At 74.8% G+C, this 17,031-nt stretch carries 15 protein-coding genes; 5 read left to right on the top strand and 10 right to left on the bottom strand.

Translation table 11 applies throughout. From position 1 onward, the window contains the following. Positions 1-128: 128 nt before the first annotated feature. The 8 genes from J4557_RS19430 to J4557_RS19465 all read right to left on the bottom strand — a co-directional run bounded on the left by J4557_RS19430 (position 129) and on the right by J4557_RS19465 (position 8,365). On the bottom strand, positions 129-1,610 hold the full coding sequence (locus J4557_RS19430; RefSeq protein ID WP_208268146.1) for a pyridoxal phosphate-dependent decarboxylase family protein: 1,482 nt from the start codon (positions 1,608-1,610) through the stop codon (positions 129-131). Continuing rightward, entirely contained in the window at positions 1,600-2,961 is a 1,362-nt protein-coding gene (locus J4557_RS19435) for an MFS transporter (protein WP_208268147.1), read from the bottom strand. The genes J4557_RS19430 and J4557_RS19435 overlap by 11 nt, the downstream gene beginning before the upstream one ends. Next, complete coding sequence (locus tag J4557_RS19440; protein WP_208268148.1) at positions 2,958-3,563, bottom strand: TetR/AcrR family transcriptional regulator; 606 nt, start codon at positions 3,561-3,563, stop codon at positions 2,958-2,960. The genes J4557_RS19435 and J4557_RS19440 overlap by 4 nt, the downstream gene beginning before the upstream one ends. Positions 3,564-3,674: 111 nt before the next feature. Continuing rightward, complete coding sequence (locus J4557_RS19445; RefSeq protein WP_307800076.1) at positions 3,675-5,006, bottom strand: PucR family transcriptional regulator; 1,332 nt, start codon at positions 5,004-5,006, stop codon at positions 3,675-3,677. Positions 5,007-5,133: 127 nt separating this feature from the next. Further along, positions 5,134-5,763: a LysE family translocator gene (locus tag J4557_RS19450; protein ID WP_208268149.1), complete on the bottom strand. Its 630-nt coding sequence runs from the start codon at positions 5,761-5,763 to the stop codon at positions 5,134-5,136. Positions 5,764-5,874: 111 nt separating this feature from the next. Continuing rightward, the gene (locus tag J4557_RS19455) at positions 5,875-6,486 is read right to left on the bottom strand and encodes a TetR/AcrR family transcriptional regulator (RefSeq protein WP_208268150.1); all 612 of its coding nucleotides are present in this window, start codon (positions 6,484-6,486) and stop codon (positions 5,875-5,877) included. A 320-nt stretch (positions 6,487-6,806) separates the two neighbouring features. Next, the gene (locus J4557_RS19460; RefSeq protein ID WP_208268360.1) at positions 6,807-7,949 is read right to left on the bottom strand and encodes an RNA polymerase sigma factor; all 1,143 of its coding nucleotides are present in this window, start codon (positions 7,947-7,949) and stop codon (positions 6,807-6,809) included. Positions 7,950-7,957: 8 nt separating this feature from the next. Beyond that, positions 7,958-8,365, bottom strand: a complete 408-nt coding sequence (locus J4557_RS19465) for a YciI family protein (RefSeq protein WP_208268151.1) — start codon at positions 8,363-8,365, stop codon at positions 7,958-7,960. Positions 8,366-8,556: 191 nt separating this feature from the next. On the opposite strand from J4557_RS19465, the gene J4557_RS49710 reads away from it, so the two are divergent. After that, positions 8,557-9,138, top strand: a complete 582-nt coding sequence (locus tag J4557_RS49710) for a DUF2752 domain-containing protein (protein WP_208268152.1) — start codon at positions 8,557-8,559, stop codon at positions 9,136-9,138. 46 nt (positions 9,139-9,184) lie between these two features. Here J4557_RS49710 and J4557_RS19475 read toward each other — a convergent pair whose 3' ends face one another. Together J4557_RS19475 and galE are read right to left on the bottom strand one after the other, a co-directional pair. Next, positions 9,185-10,954, bottom strand: a complete 1,770-nt coding sequence (locus tag J4557_RS19475) for a WD40 repeat domain-containing protein (protein WP_208268153.1) — start codon at positions 10,952-10,954, stop codon at positions 9,185-9,187. A 150-nt stretch (positions 10,955-11,104) separates the two neighbouring features. Then, positions 11,105-12,118, bottom strand: a complete 1,014-nt coding sequence (gene galE, locus J4557_RS19480) for a UDP-glucose 4-epimerase GalE (protein ID WP_208268154.1) — start codon at positions 12,116-12,118, stop codon at positions 11,105-11,107. Between the two features lie 290 nt (positions 12,119-12,408). Between galE and J4557_RS19485 the strand changes: the two genes are divergently transcribed. From J4557_RS19485 to J4557_RS19500, 4 genes are all read left to right on the top strand, one after another. Continuing rightward, the gene (locus J4557_RS19485) at positions 12,409-13,077 is read left to right on the top strand and encodes a response regulator (protein WP_208268155.1); all 669 of its coding nucleotides are present in this window, start codon (positions 12,409-12,411) and stop codon (positions 13,075-13,077) included. Positions 13,078-13,213: 136 nt separating this feature from the next. Beyond that, complete coding sequence (locus J4557_RS19490) at positions 13,214-14,653, top strand: YveK family protein (protein ID WP_208268156.1); 1,440 nt, start codon at positions 13,214-13,216, stop codon at positions 14,651-14,653. A 2-nt stretch (positions 14,654-14,655) separates the two neighbouring features. Further along, positions 14,656-15,813 (top strand): DegT/DnrJ/EryC1/StrS family aminotransferase, encoded by a 1,158-nt coding sequence (locus tag J4557_RS19495; protein WP_208268157.1) that lies wholly within the window; start codon positions 14,656-14,658, stop codon positions 15,811-15,813. Positions 15,814-15,815: 2 nt separating this feature from the next. After that, positions 15,816-17,024 carry an SDR family NAD(P)-dependent oxidoreductase gene (locus J4557_RS19500; protein WP_208268158.1) on the top strand — a complete coding sequence of 403 codons (1,209 nt, stop codon included), beginning with the start codon at positions 15,816-15,818 and terminating at the stop codon, positions 17,022-17,024. The last annotated feature ends 7 nt before the right edge of the window (positions 17,025-17,031 follow it).

A 17,031-nucleotide genomic window follows, 5' to 3' on the forward strand; every position in this document is an offset into this window, starting at 1 on the left:
GGTGGGGCATGAGGGCCTCCTGCGGTGTCGGCGTAGATGTCGCAATCCACACCGAACCCGGAGGCCCTCCCTCATTCCAAGATCATCCGACCGTGTCCCCGCGTTCACAACCTCCATAGACAGAACAACTAGCCGGCGTAGAGGGCGGACAGGAACCGGACGAGCAGGGCCTCGCGGGTGGCGGGCGGCAGGCCGTTCAGGACGGTGTTGACGACCGCCATCTCGGGCCCGCCGCCGTCGAGGTCGACGCCGACGGCGGCGAGCAGGCCGGTGAAGCCGGCGTCGTCGAGGGTGTCGAGGTCGAGCCCGGCGAGGGCGTCCAGCAGGTCGGCCGGGACGTCGGGCGGTCCGGCCGCGCGGGAGGCCTTGGCGGCGTCGGCGAGCGCGGACAGCAGCGCGTCGACGTCGCTGACGCCGGTGAGGGTGAAGTGCAGGTTCGGCGGGATGCCCTGGTAGGCGAGCTGCGGCTGGAAGAACCAGCCGCGGGCGCGGGCCTCGTCGGCGATGGTGAAGACGTCGAGGGCGGGGTCGTCGGAGGCGACGGCGACGAGCGGGACGGCGGGGTCGCCGAGGACGCGGAGCCCCGGGATGCCGGCGACGCCCGCGATGAACCGTTCGGCGGTGTCCATGGCGGTCGCGGCGAGGTCGCGGTAGCCCTGCGCGCCGACCGCGTTGAGCGTGGCCCACGCGGCGCCTAGGGGGCCGGCGCTCTTGCTGCTCTGGACGCCGGCGTTGATGACGGTGTAGCCGGGCCATTCGGCGGACGCGAAGTACGCGGCCCGGCGGACGGCCTCGTCCGCGAACAGCACGACGGACGCGCCCTTGGGGGCGTACCCGTACTTGTGCAGGTCGCAGGAGATGGACGTGACGCCGGGGACGGACAGGTCGAACGGCGGGACGGGGCGTCCGAGGTCGCGGAGCCACGGCAGCACCCAGCCGCCGACGCACGCGTCGACGTGGCAGAGCACTCCGGCGGCCGCGGCGATGCGGGCGATCTCCTCGACCGGGTCCATGACGCCCTGCGGGTAGGACGGCGCGGACGCGACGACCAGGACGGTGTCGGGCGTGATCGCGGCGGCGACGGCGGACGGGTCGGCGCGGAAGCCGGCGTCCACCGGGACGTGGTCGACGTCGAGGCCGAGGTAGTGCGCGGCCTTGTGGAACGCGGGGTGCGCGGTCGCCGGCAGGACGATCCGGGGGCGCCCGGCGACGGGCCGGGCGTCGCGGGCGCCCTTCACCGCGAGCATGATCGATTCGGTGCCGCCGCTGGTGAAGATGCCGGTGCCGCCGCCGAGCCTGCCCGCCACGGCGGACACGATGCGGCGCTCCAGCGCGACGATGCTCGGGAACGCGGTCGGGTCGAGGCAGTTGACCTCGAGCATCTCCTGGAAGGCGGTGGCGGCGAGGTCGTGCACGGCCTCGCGTCCGGTGTCGTAGACGTAGGCGGTGACGTGGCCGCCGCGCACGGGCAGGTCGGCCTCGCGGAGCCGGGCGAGCTCGGTGAGCAGGTCGGCGGCCGGACGGCCGTGTTCGGGCAGGGCGCTCTCGGCGCTTCCCGAGGAGGGACGGCCCTCCGCTCCCCCCGGGGCGACTTCGTGTTCATGCGGCATGGGGCTGTGCTTCCTCGGTCGGTCGGTGGGCGGCGGCGAGCCGGCGGTAGGCCAGCAGGAGCGGGACGGCCAGCAGGAACAGCAGGGCCGGGAGGATGGAGAAGCCGGCGGTCAGCCCGGTGAGGGCGGTCCCGGTCTGGTGGACGGGCTCGTCGAGGTCGGACGACCGGAACGACGACACCGCCAGCACCAGCGCGAACACGCCGGGGCCGAGGGCGAGCGCGCCGGTCTCCGCGGCCGTCCACAGGCCGGTGAACGCGCCGGCCTGGGCCTGCCCGGTGCGCCCCTTGTCGGCGTGGACGGTCTCGGGCAGCAGCGACAGCGGGAACAGCTGGACGGCGGCGTAGCAGACGCCGGTCAGCGCGGCGAGGAGCAGCACCCCCGGCCGGGAGCCGGCGGAGATGGCCGGGTAGGAGGCGAAGCCGGTGACGGCGAACATCGCGAGCGCCGTGGCATAGCAGGGGACGATCCCGTACCGGACGGACATCTTCCGCCACAGCGGGACGGCGAAGGCGCTCGGCCCCACCATGCAGACGAACATCGCGGAGGTCAGCCCGTAGTCGTCCAGCCGGTAGGTGGCGACGTACGGGGCGCCCGCCAGCATGATCGCGACGGCGAGGGTGTGCGCGGCGTAGCCGCCGAGCAGCGCGAAGAACGGGCGGTTGCCGCGCGCGGCGCGCAGCGCGGCGGCGAGGCCGAGCGGGCGCGGGCCCGGGGCGGACGGGATCCACCGGTTGGCCAGCGCGCTGGTGATCATCGCGGCGCCCATGACGGTGCCGATCACGGCGCCCATCAGCGCGTATCCGCCGCGTCCTCCCCCGGCGGAGTCCGACAGGGCGGGTGCGAGGCCACCGGCGACGAGGATGCCGACGGTCAGGCACACGACCCGCCACGCCATCGCCCGGCCGCGCTCGGACGGCAGGTCGGAGATCTCGGCGGGCAGCGCCACGTACGGCACCTGGAAGCACGCGAACGCGCTCGCGGCCAGCAGGAACATGACGGCGGCCCAGCCGGCGCCGAAGCCGGGCGAGTCCGCCGGGACGGCGAACATCGCGGCGAACAGGAACGGCAGCGTCGCGCCGCCGATCAGCAGCAGCCGGGTGCGGCGGCCCGTCCGGACGGCCTCGCGGTCGCTGGCGGCGCCGACGATCGGGTTCAGCACCACGTCCCACGCCTTCGGGACGACCAGCACCGCGCCGGCGATCGCGGCCGACACGCCGAGGACGTCGGTCAGGTAGTACAGGAGCAGCAGGCCGGGGACGGCGGAGAACACGCCGGTGCCGACGGACCCGACGCCGTAGCCGAGGAGCCGCCGCCGCGGCAGCGCCGCGGTCGCGGCGGGCGCCGTCACAGCGCCGCCCGGGCGTCGAGGTTCAGCCCCGCGATGACGAGCCGGTGCAGGTTGGCGCGGAAGCGGGCGAGCGCGGCGGGGTCCTCCATGCCGTGCCGGAGGCCGTCGCCGCGCAGGACGCCGCCCCGCCCGAACCCGTGGGTGCACCAGATGACGGTCCAGGCGACGTACTCGACGTCGGCGTCCTCGCCGACGGCGTCCCCGACCGCGCGGACGACCGCGTCCATGAGCGGCTTGACGTACCGGCTCTCGATGTCCGCGATGTCGGAGGCGTCCGACAGCCAGCGGTGCATCCACAGGGCCGTGATCTCGGGGTGGGCGGCGCAGAAGTCGATGTAGCGGTCGACGAGGGCGAGGATCCCGGCCGCGTCGGGGGTGAGGCCGGCGAGGGCGCCCTCCAGGGCGGCGCGTTCGGCCTGGTGGGCCCGTTCCATCACGGCGAGGTAGAGATCGCGCTTGCCGCCGGTGTGGTAGGCGACGGTGGCGATGTTGAGCCCGGCCGCCTCGGCGATCGAGCGGGTGGACGTGCCGTCGTACCCGTGTTCGGCGAACAGCCGGGTCGCGACGTCGAGGATGTGCTCCCGGCCGGAGTCGCTGGTCATGGGCAGCACCGTAGGGGGCCGCCCGGCTCTCGGTCAATCGTTTGATGGATACGCGGTCGCCCTGGGGCGCGGCGGCCTGGCGGTGCTCCTCGGCGGCGCTCCTCGGCGGCGCTACTCGCTGGGGGCGGTGTCCTGCTCGCGGCGGCGCGGGCCGTCCAGCGGGATCACGTCGGCGTCCGGCCGGTCCTCCTGCGGGCCCGAGAGCCAGACGGTCAGCACCATCTCCATCTCCAGCCGCGTCTCCGGGTCGTACAGCCGCTCGCCGAACAGCTCTTCCAGCTGGTGCAGCCGGTACCGGACGGTCTGCGGGTGGACGTGCAGCCGGCTCGCGACCTCGGTGGCGTTGAACCCGTTCTGCAGGCAGGACAGGAGCGTCCGCATGAGCCGCTCGCGGTGCCGCGGCCGTACGGTCTTCAGCGGCGCGAGCCGCAGGTCCGCGACCGCACGCACCAACTCCTCGTCCTTGAACACCACCAGCACCGGCATGTGGTCGGCGCAGCGGATCAGCCGGTCGGACGCCAGGATGCCGCGGCGGGCGAGCGGCAGCGCCTCGCGGGCCCAGCGCAGCGACTTGGCCGCGTCCTCGGTGCGGACGGTCGGGCCGAGCGCGGCGACCCAGTTGCGCAGCGCCGACTCCAGCATCCGGCCGCGCCCGGGGCCCTCCGGGTCCGGGACGAGCAGGCACGGCTCGCGCCGGTTGACGTCGGCGAGGACGTCCGGCGGCAGCGACGGGTGCGAGAACGGCTGGTGCCCCCGCTCGTACAGCACGACCGCCGCGACCGTCCGGGGCACGCGCCACTGAGCGAGCCGGGCGAGGTCGGCGACGGCCTGCGGCGCGGCGGGCGGCTCGGCGAGCAGCATGTCGAGCAGCCGCCGGCGGCGGTGCTCCAGCTCGCCGGCCTCCTGCTCGCGGGCCTTGGTGTACCCCTCGGTGGCCGCGCGGGCGATCTCGTCGAGGAACGCGAAGATCGCCTCGGCGATGCTGGCGAGGGTGCGGCGGGAGATGTTGTACCGCTCGGACTCCGACGCGAGCCGCCGCCACGCGACGCGGGCGCCGAGCCGCAGCGAGGTCTGCAGGATGTCGAGGTTGCGGCCCTCGCGGGCCTCCGCCCAGCCGATCTCCCGGTAGACGGCGGCGACCGCCTCCCAGGAGCTCTCCGGGTCCATGATCAGATCGACGAACTGCCGCAGCGCGCCCTCCACGGCGAGCCGGACGAGCCGCGCGTACTCCTCGTCCTGCGGACGCGAGTACTCCGGGATCCCGGCGAGGATCTCCTCGATCATCTCCTCGGCGAGGGCCTCCAGGTGCGGCCGGAACATCTCCGACAGCTCGCTGGGCACCCCCGCCCACGGCTTCAGCGGCGAGCGGTCGTCCCCGCCCCGGGCGGACGCCCCGCCGGGCCCCCCGGACCCGCCGGCGAAAGCCTTCAGGCTCGTCGTCACCTTCGCACCTCCCGCCCCCCATGAGTCCTTCCGGAAGGTACCGAGCCGGCGGGCGGCGGGCTGCGCGATCGGGGACGCATTGCAGGCGGGCTCTTGTCATCCGACTGACAAACCGTTCATCGGAAACCTAGGCCCGGCGGCCTCCCGGTCCGGCGAGCACGGCGGCGGCGCCGAGGCCGAGGTAGATGAGGCCGGTGGCGTACCGCTGCCGGCGGCGGAACGCGGGGCGGGCCCGCAGCCATCCGCCGAGGGACCCGGCGGCGAACGCGTAGACGAGGTCGGCGGTCAGCCCGATCAGCGCGGTGACCAGCCCCATCACGGCGATCTGCAGCGGGACGGCGCCGGCCCGCTGGTCGACGAACTGCGGCAGGAACGCCAGGAAGAACAGCACGACCTTCGGGTTCAGCACGTTCACCAGCACGCCGTCGAGGTAGACGCGGCGCAGCGGCCGCGGTTCGAGGAGCGGCGCGTCCTCGCCGCCGCGGGCGCGGAGCGTCCGCCAGGCGAGGAAGACCAGGTAGGCGGCGCCCGCGTAGCGCAGGAACCCGAACGCGGTGGCGGACGCGGCGACGAGCGCGGACAGCCCGGCCGCGGCGGCGGCGATGTGCACCAGCATCCCGGACTCGACGCCGAGCGCGGACGCGACGCCCGCGCGCCGGCCCTCCCCGATGCTGCGCGCGGTGATGTACAGGTGGTTGGGCCCGGGGATCGCGACGAGGACGAGCGCGGCGAGCAGGAACAGCGGTGGGTTCGTCACCCGTGGAACGCTACGAGCCCGGTGGTCCACATCAAAGGGCCAATGGGGCGCACGGAAGATGGACCAATACGGCGCGCGCGGAGCCGCCGTCCGGGTCGGGCGCCGGCGCGGTCAGGCCGTCGGCGCGGTCGCCAGCGCCCCGGCCAGCACCAGCCGCCCGGACGTGCGGACCATGTCCCTGACCTCCTCGGTGGGACGGCGCAGCGACGCCAGGCTGACCAGCGCGGCGAGCAGGATGTGGCCGAGCACGATCTCCACGTCGTCGCGCGCGGGCACCGGCTCGCCGATCGCCGCCGACAGCCGGTCGCGGACGAACAGGAACAGCACCGTACGGGCGTCGTCCACGCTGGAGTCGTCCGAGGTCACGGCCTGGATGATGGCCGAGGTGAGGGTCCGCTCCTGCGCCGCCACCTCGACGATCCGCTCCAGCAGCGCGGTGAGCCGCTCGACCGGCGTCTCGCCGACCGCGAGCGCGTCGATGTCGCCGGTGATGCGGTGCGCCCAGGTCGCGGCGACCTCGGTGAGCAGGTGGTCCTTGGTGGCGAAGTAGCGGTACACGGTCGCGCGGGCCACCCCGGCGCGGTCCGCCACGTCGTGCATGGTGACGGCCGGGTAGCCGCCCTCGCGCGCCAGGTCGCGCGCCGCGTCGATCAGCCGCTGGCGCCGGGCCTGCTGATCCTTGGTCAGCGTCCGCGTGACGGTGAACCGCACATCGCCGCTCAAAACGCCTCCTCGCTGTGACCGTCCCCCATTCTCCCGCACCGTCGCCCTTTTCGCGCCGCCGGGGGCGGGCCCGGCGGACCGGTGCGGCCGGTCCCGGAATTCTGTACCTACCGCTTGCTCGGTGTGACGTTAGTTCAGACGGCAGTCTCACGCCAGGGGTCCACCGGAATCGCGACCTCGTCTCCCTCGGCCTCCCCACCGGCACCCGCGCCCGCACCCGTGCCCCGCACCGGCGCCCCGCGACCGTCCGCACGCCCGGCGCGCGAGCCGCGAGCGCGTCGCCCGGTGGCCGAGTCCGGCCGCCCCGCCGAGCGCCCCCGTCAGCGGGGGCGGGAGTTGAGCCGGGCGGCCTGGCGCGTCAGGTGGGCGTGCTCGGCGAGGTTCGTCGCCTTCCGCGCCGCCTCGGCGTACAGCCGTGCCGCCGTCTCCGGGTCGCCGTCCCGCTCGTGCAGGTAGGCCGCCACCGCGGCGTGGCGCGGCACCGAGGCGTCCACCTCCGCGAGCGCCGCGAGCCCGGCGCGCGGCCCGTCGGCCTCGCCGACGGCCACGGCCCGGTTGAGCCGCACGACCGGGCTGTCGGTCAGCCGCGCGAGCTCGTCGTACCACTCGACGATCTGCACCCAGTCGGTCTCCTCGGCGGTGGGCGCGTCGGCGTGCAGCGCCGCGATGACGGCCTGGGCCTGGAACTCGCCCAGCCGGTCCCGGGCGAGGGCCGCCTGCAGGATGCCGACGCCCTCGGCGATCGCGTCGGTGTCCCACCGGCCGCGGTCCTGCTCGGCGAGCGGCACCAGCCCGCCGTCGGGCGCGGTCCGGGCGGCGCGCCGGGCGTGGTGCAGCAGCATCAGCGCGAGCAGCCCCGCCACCTCGGGATGGTCGATCACGGCCGCGAGCCGCCGGGTGAGCCGGATCGCCTCGGCGGCGAGGTCGACGTCCCCGGAGTAGCCCTCGTTGAAGACCAGGTACAGGACGCGCAGCACGGTGGCGACGTCGCCGGGCCGGTCGAACCGCACACCGGACACGGTGCGCTTGGCGCGGCTGATGCGCTGCGCCATGGTCGCCTCGGGGACCAGGTAGGCCGCGGCGATCTGCCGGGTGGTGAGCCCGCCGACGGCGCGCAGCGTGAGCGCGACCGCGGACGCCGGCGTCAGCGACGGATGGGCGCACAGGAAGTAGAGCCGCAGCGTGTCGTCCGCCGCGGGCACGGGACCGGGCGCCGGCTCCTCGTCCACGAGCTCCTCGCGGCGGCGGCGCGCGGCCTCCGACCGGGCCGCGTCGAGGAACTTGCGCCAGGCCGCGGTGACCAGCCAGCCCTTCGGGTCCCGCGGCGGGTCGGCCGGCCAGACGCGGAGCGCCTCGACCAGCGCGTCCTGGACGGCGTCCTCGGCCGCCGCGAAGTCGGCTCCGCGGCGGACGAGGACGCCGAGCACGCTCGGGATGAGGCTCCGGAGCATGACCTCGTTCACGCGGGCCGTCACTCCGTGATGGTGGGCTGCGTGCCGAGGAACGGGCGCAGTTCGAGCCACTCGTGGATCGGCCTGCCGCCCGCGCCGGGAGCGGCCGACAGCTCCCCGGCCAGTTCGAGAGCGCGCTCGTAGGAGTCGACGTCGATCACGTACCAGCCGGCGATCAGGTCCTTGGTCTCGGCGAACGGGCCGTCGGTGACCGGCGGGCGCCCCTCGCCGTCGTAGCGGACGAACGTGCCCTCGGACGACAGCGCCTGGACGTCGACGAGCTCGCCCGTCTCCTCCAGCCGGGCCCCGAAGTCCTCCATGTACTTCACGTGGGCCGAGATCTCCTCCGGCGTCCACCGGTCCATCGGCACGTCGTTGACCGCGGCCGGAGCGCCCCGGTAGTGCTTGAGCAGCAGGTACTTGGCCATCGTGACCTCCTCTTCGTCGGCGCGACCCCTTCCGGCCGCGTCCGCCCCGGGGACGGAGCCGCGCACCGGATCTCGACATCGCCGCCCCATTCTCTTCAAGAAAATCCGTCGCCGCAGGTGAGAGCGCACGGTCCCGCGCCGGATGATCGGAGCGGTGTCGCCGGGTCCCGGGGCCGGGGTACAACGGGACGGTGAGCAGTGAAGAGCGGGCGGCCGGGCCGATGCCCGTGCGGGTGAGCTGGGACCGCGTCGACCGGCACCGGCGCCTCCGCGCGGTGGCGGTCGCGGGACTCGCGGCCGGGGCGCTGATGGCCGTGTTCGGGCTGCCGCCGATCGTCGTCCACAGCCCGCTCCGGCTGGTGGGCATGGTGTGCCCGCTGTGCGGCGGCACGCGGGCGGTGCAGGCGCTGATGCGCGGGGACGCCGCCACCGCGTGGCACTACAACCCGCTCGCGTTCGCGGTGGTGCCGGGGGCGCTGCTGGTCCTGGTCAGGTGGGCCCTGGGGCTGGTCACCGGGCGGTGGGTGAACGTCCGGGCGCCGCGTCCGGGCGTGCTGTGGGCGCTGGGCGCCCTCGCCCTTGCGGCGCTGTGGGTGAACCAGGCCTCCCACTCGGCGATGCTGCGCAGCGGCGACGGCGATCTCCGCCACCAGGTGACGGGCATGGTCCTGGGAATGGCCGCCGTGGGCGCGGCGGCGGCCGTCCAGATGCTCGTCGTCCTGCCGCTCGCGCGCCGGCTCCGCCGGAACGGGACGGAGCGGCCCGGGGGGTGACGCCGCGGCCGCCCGGCGTGCGGAGCCGGGAGGCCGCGCGGGCGGATCACGCTTCGCAGATGCGGACGAGCTCGTTGGCCGCCCAGCGGATGGACGGGTGGTCGTCGTCGAGCAGGTGCCGCAGGGACGGGACCGCCGCCTTGACCGCCTCCCGCTCGTCGCCGGGGCCGTCCGCGATGTCGGCGATGAGGAGCAGGAGGGTGTTGCGGGCCCGGTTGCCGGGGACCAGCATCCGCTCCACCAGGAACGGGACGGCGGGCGCGGCCGCCGCGTTCGGCCCGTGCCGGGAGACCAGGAGTTCGTAGAGGCGCTTGACCGCGGCCTGCGCCGCGTCCTCGTCGTCGGAGGCGAGCGTGCCGAGCAGGCCGGGCACCTCCACGGCCGGGCCGTGGTTGGACCAGAGGTCCTTCCAGGCGATCCGGTCGATCCGCGAACGGAAGTCCCGGTCCGGCCAGAGGCGGTCCAGGTCGAGGCGGAGCGCGGCCGACCCCCCGGTGGCGGTCACGTGCAGGACGCCCTCGGGCCGCAGGCCGAGGGCCTCGATGCCGGTGCCGATGCGCAGGTCCGCGACGGAGCCGGTGGCCAGGTCCCAGATCCGGACGAGGCCGTCGGCCCAGGCGGCGGCGACGGCGGCGCCGGTCTCCAGGGTCGCGCCGGCCAGCGCGGTCACCGGCGCGTCCCGGTGCGCGAAGGCCCGGGCGAACACCCCGACGCCCGGCTTCCAGCGGCGCAGGACCCCGTTCGCGTCGCCGCTGACGACGGTGAGCCCCTCGGCGTCGCGGACGCAGGCGACGGCGGTGACCGGCGCGCGGTGCAGCCTCTCGGCGCCGATCTCGGCGCCGGCGGCGTCCCACACGTGGACGTGCCCGGCGGAGGTGCCGGCGGCGGCGGCCGTCCGGTCGCGGTCGGTGCCGGCGGCCGTGCGCCCCGGCAGGTCGCGGAGCGCGGCGACGTCGGGGAGGGCGGGGACGGCGGAGGCGGCCGGGACGGCGGCGGCCGTCCAGCGCTCGTCGTCGCTGGCGAACGACGCGGGGCCGAGGTCCTCGGTCCGCGGCGGCACCTCGGCGGGCGCGGCGACGTCCTCGTCGGACCAGGTCAGGCCGAGCGTGTCCAGGACGTCGGTGAGGGCCCGGCGGGTCCGAGCCTGGACGACGATCGCGTAGTCGGCGCCGGGCCCGCGGCCGTGGCGGATGATCGCGTCCGGCGCCCCGTACGACAGCGCGTCGGTGCCCATCTCCTGCCAGGGCAGCAGGCCCATGTCGCGGTAGTTGTCCTGCAGCCGCGCCACGATCGCGGGGTCGTCGTCGACGGTCTTGCGCGGCACCCGGATGCTCCAGCCGAAGTGCGCGGGCAGCCGTTCCAGCGCCAGTTGCAGGAAGAACTCCGAAATGGAGCGGCTCTGCGTCGTCCAGCCGCCGGCGGTGTTGACCACGACCTTCGGGTCGTCCTGGGCGGCCTCGGAGGCCAGGTATCCCCACTGGTTGACCCACTGGTACTCGGCCATGATGACGCGGACGGAGTCGCCCGGCGGGTCGTCGACGGAGTCGGGGGCGGACGGCGGCCACTGCGGGTGGGTCCAGTAGAGGCGCGGCCGCATGGCGAAGGAGTTGAACGGCGAGTCCCACCATTCCAGGAGCGCGGCGGGGACCGGTTCGTCCGGCTCGTATCCCGGCGCCTCGTCCTCTCGGCTCGCCAGCGGGTCGCCGCCGGGATCCCGGTACCCCCATTCGCGCTGCACCTCGTCGAGCAGCGCCCAGCGCGGCCGGTCCGCGGCGAGCCGTTCCGCGAAACGCCCGTAATCGATGATCTTGGTCATGCGCCGCCAGCATAGGGCCTTCCGCGGGCGCGGGCGCGCCGCTCGTCCGGTCCCCTCCAGCGGAAGGACCGGGGACCGGACGAGCCCCGGGCGGGCGGGCCGGTGCGCCGCCGCGGCAGGCCCCGCGGGACCGCCGGGCCGGCGCGCGGGTCAGGCGACGTCGAGTTCCCGGCGCCGCTCGGCCCACTGCAGGGAGTGCCGGATGGCGTCCTCGATCGTGTACTCGGGCTTCCAGCGCAGCAGCTCCCACGCCTTGTCGGGCCGGACGAACGCGCCGACGACGTCGCCGGGGCGCGCCGGGGCCTCCTCCGCGACGAACGCGTCCCCGACGACCTCGCGGAACGCCTCGACCAGCTCCCGGACGGTGGTGCCGTCGCCGGTGCCGAGGTTGATCACCTCGTAGCCGGAGCCCTCCCCGGCCGGCCGCAGCGGCGGGACGACGGAGTCGAACCGGTCCGCCGCCTCGCAGAACGCGCGGGCGATGTCCCAGACGTGGATGTAGTCGCGGATCGCGGTGCCGTCGCGGGTGTCCCAGTCCACTCCGGTGATCTTGAACGGGACGCCCAGCTCGTACGACTCGATCATCTTGCCGAGCGCGTGCGTCGGCTTGCTGTTCTGCAGGCCGGTGCGCAGCTGCGGGTCGGCGCCGATCGGGTTGAGGTAGCGCAGCGAGACGACCCGCAGCGAGGTGGCCCGGCAGACGTCCTCCAGCATCAGCTCGGCCATCATCTTCGAGCGGGTGTAGGGGTTCTGCGGCTCCAGCGCCGAGGTCTCCGTCACCGACAGGTCGGCCTCCGGCCGGTACATGCCCGCGGTCGACGCGAAGATCATCCGGTCGCAGCCGTTGCGGACGAGGTGCTCGGCGAAGTCGCGGGTGCGGCCCAGGTTGACGCGGTAGTAGCGGAGCGGGTCCGCCATCGAGTCCGGCACCACGATCAGCGCCGCGCAGTGCACGGCGACGGCGATGTCCGGATGCTCCCGGAAGATCGTGTCGACCAGCTCCCCGTCCCCGATGTCGCCCTGGTAGAAGATCTTCCCGTCGGTGAACTCCTGCCGGCCGGTGATGAGGCTGTCGAGCACCACCGGCGTGACCCCGCGTTCGGCGAACGCGGACGCGATCGTGCTGCCGATGAACCCGGCTCCCCCTGTGATCAGGACTTTCATATGGCATCCCCTGAGCCAGTGCGTCCCTGCTCGGTCACGCACAGGATCAGCAGGCGGTCGCGGATGGTCAACGGACGGCACTCCAGGTGTCCGGGTCCGGACGGCGGTGAACCGGCGCCCGGTACGGGGCGTCCGCGCACGGTTCCTCGCGCGCGCCCCCACCTGCGAGGATCTCCGGGCGGGCGCGCGGGCCGGGTTCCGTGCCCGGTGCCCCGGGCCCCGCGGCATGTCCGAAACGACTACAGCGTTTGCAGGATCCGCATCGCCCCCGCACCGGTCATCGTCGGTGGATGCAACCGATCCGGGTCCTGATCGTGGACGACCACGCGCTGTTCGCCGAGGCGCTCGCCGCCCGGCTGGGCCGCGAACCCGATCTGGTGATCCTGCCGATCGCCGCGGACGTCCGGCGCGCGCTGGCGCTCGCCGGCACCGAGCAGCCGCAGGTGATCGTGCTGGACATGACGCTGGGCGCCGAGAGCGGCCTGGACGTCCTGGACCGCGTCCGTGAGGACCACCCCGACGTGCGGGTGGTGGTGCTGACCGCGATGAGCGACCTGGACACGCTGGTGCAGGCGGTGCGGCGGGGTGCGGTCGGCTGGCTGTCGAAGACCGAGGGCGCCGACCTGGTCGCCGGGGTGATCCGGTCGGCGGCGCGGCGGGGCGGCTGGATCCCGCCGGACGTGCTGGGCGAGGTGCTGCGCCGGCTCGTCGCGGGCGACGCGCGGGACGGCGGCGGCGCCCGGCTGCTGGCGGAGCTGACGCCCCGCGAGCGCGAGGTGCTGCAGTGCATGGTCGACGGCCTGGGCCGCGCGGAGATCGCCGAGCGGCTGGGCCTGTCGGCCAACACCGTCCGCACGCACACGCAGAACCTGCTAGCGAAGCTCGACCTGCACTCGGCGCTGGAGGCGATCACGCTCGCGATGCGCGCCGGGATGCGCCCGGGATCCCCCGAGGGCTGACCGCCCGGTGCGCCGGGACGCGACGGGCGGGGCCTGATGCAAACGGCGTAGTGGGGGGTCGTCGTTTGGGCGATTCGGGCGGCATCGGGCCTTCCTACGCTCGGCCGTACGAAGCCGGAGGCCGGAGGGGAGACCCGTGGAGATCGATGAGGTCGCGGCGCGCGTCGCCCGCAGCTACTGGGCGCTCCTGCTGGTCATGACGGTCGTCCCGCTGGTGCTGGTGGGCGGCCTGATGAGCCGGCAGGACCCGCCCGCGGTCGCGAAGACGCGCCTGCAGGCCACCGCGAAGGCGGCGGACGCGGCGGCCGGGGACGCGGGCGTCAGCACCGTGGTCAGCCAGGTGAAGGCGTTCGCGACCAGCGACAACCTGCTCGCCGGGGTGCTGGGGCAGCTGCGGCTGCACCGGTCCACGACCAAGCTCGCCAAGGACATCGGGGTCGCCGGGCTCGGCACCTCCACGGTCGTCGAGCTGTCGGTGAAGGACAAGGACCCGCAGGCCGCGCGGAAGCTGACCGACGCGATCGGCGCCGCCGTGGTGAAGGAGATCAACGACTCCAACCAGGGCGCGATCAACCAGCAGCTCGGCGACATCGACAAGCGGGTGCGGGACCTGGAGAAGAGGCTCGGGCCGCTGTCGCGGCGGGCCGGCGCGCAGCCCAACCCCGACATCGGCGCCGCGAACGAGCGGGAGCGGGTGCAGGCGGAGCTGACGGACCTGCGGTCGAACCGGTCGGACCTGCAGGCGCAGCTGCTGGCGGCCGGGAACGCCTCGGTGGTGCAGCCGGCGGTGCTGGCACCGAAGAGCGACCCGGCGGTCATGATGGCGGTCGTCGCGGGACTGGTCGGGCTGATCGCCGGGATCCTCATCGCGGTGCTGAACGAGATGGCCCGCCCCACGATCCCCGGGCAGCGGCGGGTCGCGCGGCGGCTCGGCGTCCCGCTGCTCGGCTGGGCCGACAAGGGCCCGGCGGAGCTCGCCGACCTCGGCCGGCGGGTCCGGCTCGCCGCCCGCAAGGAGGAGGTCGGGCAGGTCACCCTGGTCGGCGCGCCCGGACCGCTGCCCGCCGACCTGGTGTCGTCGGTGGCGTCGGCGGTGTACGGGGACCGGACGAAGGTGGTCGGCGCCCGTCCCGTCCGGCAGCGTCCGGGCGAGGGCGACGGTGGCGGCACCGTGACCGGCGCCGCCGCGAAGCGGAAGGGTGGCCGGCCGAAGAAGGACGACGGGTCCGGCGACGAGCCGGGCGACGGCCCGTCGGTGAACAGCTCCGGTCCCGGCACGGGCAGGAGCACGTCGGTGGTCCGCGCCGGAGGCGGCACCGCCGTGATGACGAAGAAGTCCGGCGAGGCGGTCTCCCCGTCGGAGATCACCCAGCCCGTCCCGGTGCCGGGGCGCGCGGTGTGCCACGTGCACGCGTTCGAGGACATCGATCCGGGCTCGGACGACGAGGTCGGGGTGGTCGTGGTGGTCGGTCCGGTGACGCGGGTGTCAGGGCTGGAGACGGTCCGGGACCTGGTCGCCGCGTCCGGCTGGCCGCTCCTCGGCGTCATCGCCACGTCCCGCAAGATCAAGGGGTAGCAATGAGTTCAGCCGGTCAGTCCACCGTTCCGTTCACGATCCCGTCGGTGTCCGACGAGGTCTCGGACGCCGTCGTCAAGGTCCTCGACTCGGGGTGGATCACCACGGGGCCGCAGACCGCCGCGTTCGAGCAGGAGTTCGCCGACTACCTGGGCGCCGCGCACGTCATCGCGGTCGCGTCGTGCACGACCGCGCTGGAGCTGTGCCTGCGCGGGCTGGAGCTGCCGCCGGGGTCGGCGGTGCTGACCCCGAGCCTGACGTTCTGCGGCGCGATCAACGCGATCCTGCACGCGGGGCACCGGCCGGTCCTCGTCGACATCGACGAGGACACGCTGGTGCCGAGCCCCGAGACGGTCGCGGCCGCGGCGGCCCGCACCGCCCCCGCGGCGATGATCGTGCAGAACCAGGGCGGCTACCCGGTGGACGTGGCGGCGCTGGCGGAGGCGGCCGGGCTGGACCGGACGCGGGTCGTCGAGGACGCGGCGCACGGCCCCGGCGCGGCGCGCGGCGGGAAGCCCGTCGGGTCGGAGTCGTTCGCGGCGTGCTTCTCCTTCTACGCCACCAAGAACATGCCGATCGGCGAGGGCGGCGCGATCGCGACGAGCGACGAGGGGCTGCAGGAGAAGGTCCGGGCGATGCGGCTGCACGGGATGAGCAAGGACTCCTGGAAGCGGTACCTGCCGGGCGGCAGCTGGCGGTACGACGTGAAGCAGATCGGCCTCAAGGCGAACATGACGGACGTGCAGGCGTCGATCGGGCGTGCGCAGCTCGCCGCGCTGCCGGAATGGCAGCGGCGCCGCGCCGAGATCGTCGCCGCCTACGACGCGGCGTTCCGCGGCCTGCCCGGCCTGACGCTGCCGCAGCGGGACCTCGGCGGGATCCAGCACGCCTGGCACCTCTACCAGGTCCGGGTCCCGGACCGGGACGCGATCAGCGCGGAGCTGGAGGCGGCGGGCGTGTCGACGTCCGTCCACTTCATCCCCGCCAACCAGATGACGTCGTACCGGGACATCCTGGGCGCCGACGAGTGCGCGCGGGTGCCGGTGACGGACCGGGTCGGCGAGGAGCTGCTGTCCCTGCCGCTGTATCCCGGCCTGACGTCCGACGGACAGGACCGCGTCATCGCCGCACTCACCGAGGCGCTGCGGGCCCGGAGCTGACCGTGCGATGGTTCCCGCCCCGCCCGGCCCGCAGGGACGTCCCGCCCCCGCCCGCCCCGGTCAGCCCGCTCGCGCTGCTGATGGGGCGGGACGAGGTGGCGCTGGCCGGGCTGCGCGGCCGGCGCCTCGTCCGGGGCCGGCGCGTGCTGGTCACCGGCGCCTGCGGGACGGTCGGGTCGGCGCTGTGCCGGCAGGTCCGGCGGCTGGAGCCGGAGGCGCTGTGCCTGGTCGACAAGGACGCGGCCGGGCTCGCCCGGCTCGGCCGGGAGCTGGCCGCGGAGGGCGGCGGGGCCGGTGTCACGCTCGCCGAGGCGGACGTGCGCGACGGCGCCCGCGTCGACCGGGTCGTCCGGGACGCCCGCCCCGACCTGCTGTTCCACACCGCCGGCCAGAACGAGCTGGCGAAGGTGGAGCAGGACCCGTGCCGGGGGGTCGCCGACAACGTCGTCGGCACCCGGCACGCGGTCGACAGCGCGGTCCGGCACGACGTCCAGCGGATGGTGTTCGTCTCCTCCGACAAGGCCGCCGAGCCGACCTCGGTGTTCGGCGCGACGATGCGGCTCGGGGAGCTGCTGCTGCAGACCGCGACGGGCGGCCCGACGTGCTTCGCGGCGGTCCGCGTCGGCAACGTCATCGGCGAGGCGGGGGCGCTGCTCAGCCTGCTCGCGCACCGCATCTCCTCCGGCGAGGTCGTGACGATCACGCATCCGGAGGTCGCGCGCCACTTCATGACGGTGACGGAGGCGGCGGGGCTGCTGATCGAGGCGGCGGCGCTGGCCGAGGAGGCGGAGACGTTCGTGCTGGACATGGGCCGTCCCGTCCCGGTCGTGGAGCTGGTCCACCGGTACGCCGAGCAGCTGCGGCTGCCGGAGGTGACGATCCGGTTCAGCGGGCTCGGGCCCGGCGAGAAGCTCGCGGAGAAGGCGTTCGCCGACTCCGAGCGGCGGATCCGCACCGCGCATCCGAAGATCTGGGCGACCCGTCCGGCGCCGCCGCCCGCCGGGCTGCCGCATCTGCTGGACGAGCTGGCGGCGGCGGCCGGGGCCGGCGACGACGGCCGGGTCCGGATGCTGCTGCGCCGGCTGCTCCCGGAGTACCACCCGGTGCGGCGCCCGCTGCCGGCCGGCGACCCGCCGCCGCACGGCCCCTCCCGCCTGTGTGACGCCCGTTCTTTTCATCCGGGGTGCATCCCCGACCCTCCCGGCCTGTGAGGTGCGC

The organism is Actinomadura nitritigenes (assembly GCF_017573545.1).
GTDB classification, from domain to species: domain Bacteria; phylum Actinomycetota; class Actinomycetes; order Streptosporangiales; family Streptosporangiaceae; genus Spirillospora; species Spirillospora nitritigenes.

Bases quoted from the DNA above. Each gene is read 5' to 3' on its own strand.
- J4557_RS19485 (WP_208268155.1), top strand. From the start codon at position 12,409: ATGCAACCGATCCGGGTCCTGATCGTGGACGACCACGCGCTGTTCGCC.
- J4557_RS19440 (WP_208268148.1), bottom strand. From the start codon at position 3,563: ATGACCAGCGACTCCGGCCGGGAGCACATCCTCGACGTCGCGACCCGG.
- J4557_RS19430 (WP_208268146.1), bottom strand. From the start codon at position 1,610: ATGCCGCATGAACACGAAGTCGCCCCGGGGGGAGCGGAGGGCCGTCCC.
- J4557_RS19495 (WP_208268157.1), top strand. From the start codon at position 14,656: ATGAGTTCAGCCGGTCAGTCCACCGTTCCGTTCACGATCCCGTCGGTG.
- J4557_RS19465 (WP_208268151.1), bottom strand. From the start codon at position 8,365: ATGGCCAAGTACCTGCTGCTCAAGCACTACCGGGGCGCTCCGGCCGCG.
- galE (WP_208268154.1), bottom strand. From the start codon at position 12,118: ATGAAAGTCCTGATCACAGGGGGAGCCGGGTTCATCGGCAGCACGATC.
- J4557_RS19475 (WP_208268153.1), bottom strand. From the start codon at position 10,954: ATGACCAAGATCATCGATTACGGGCGTTTCGCGGAACGGCTCGCCGCG.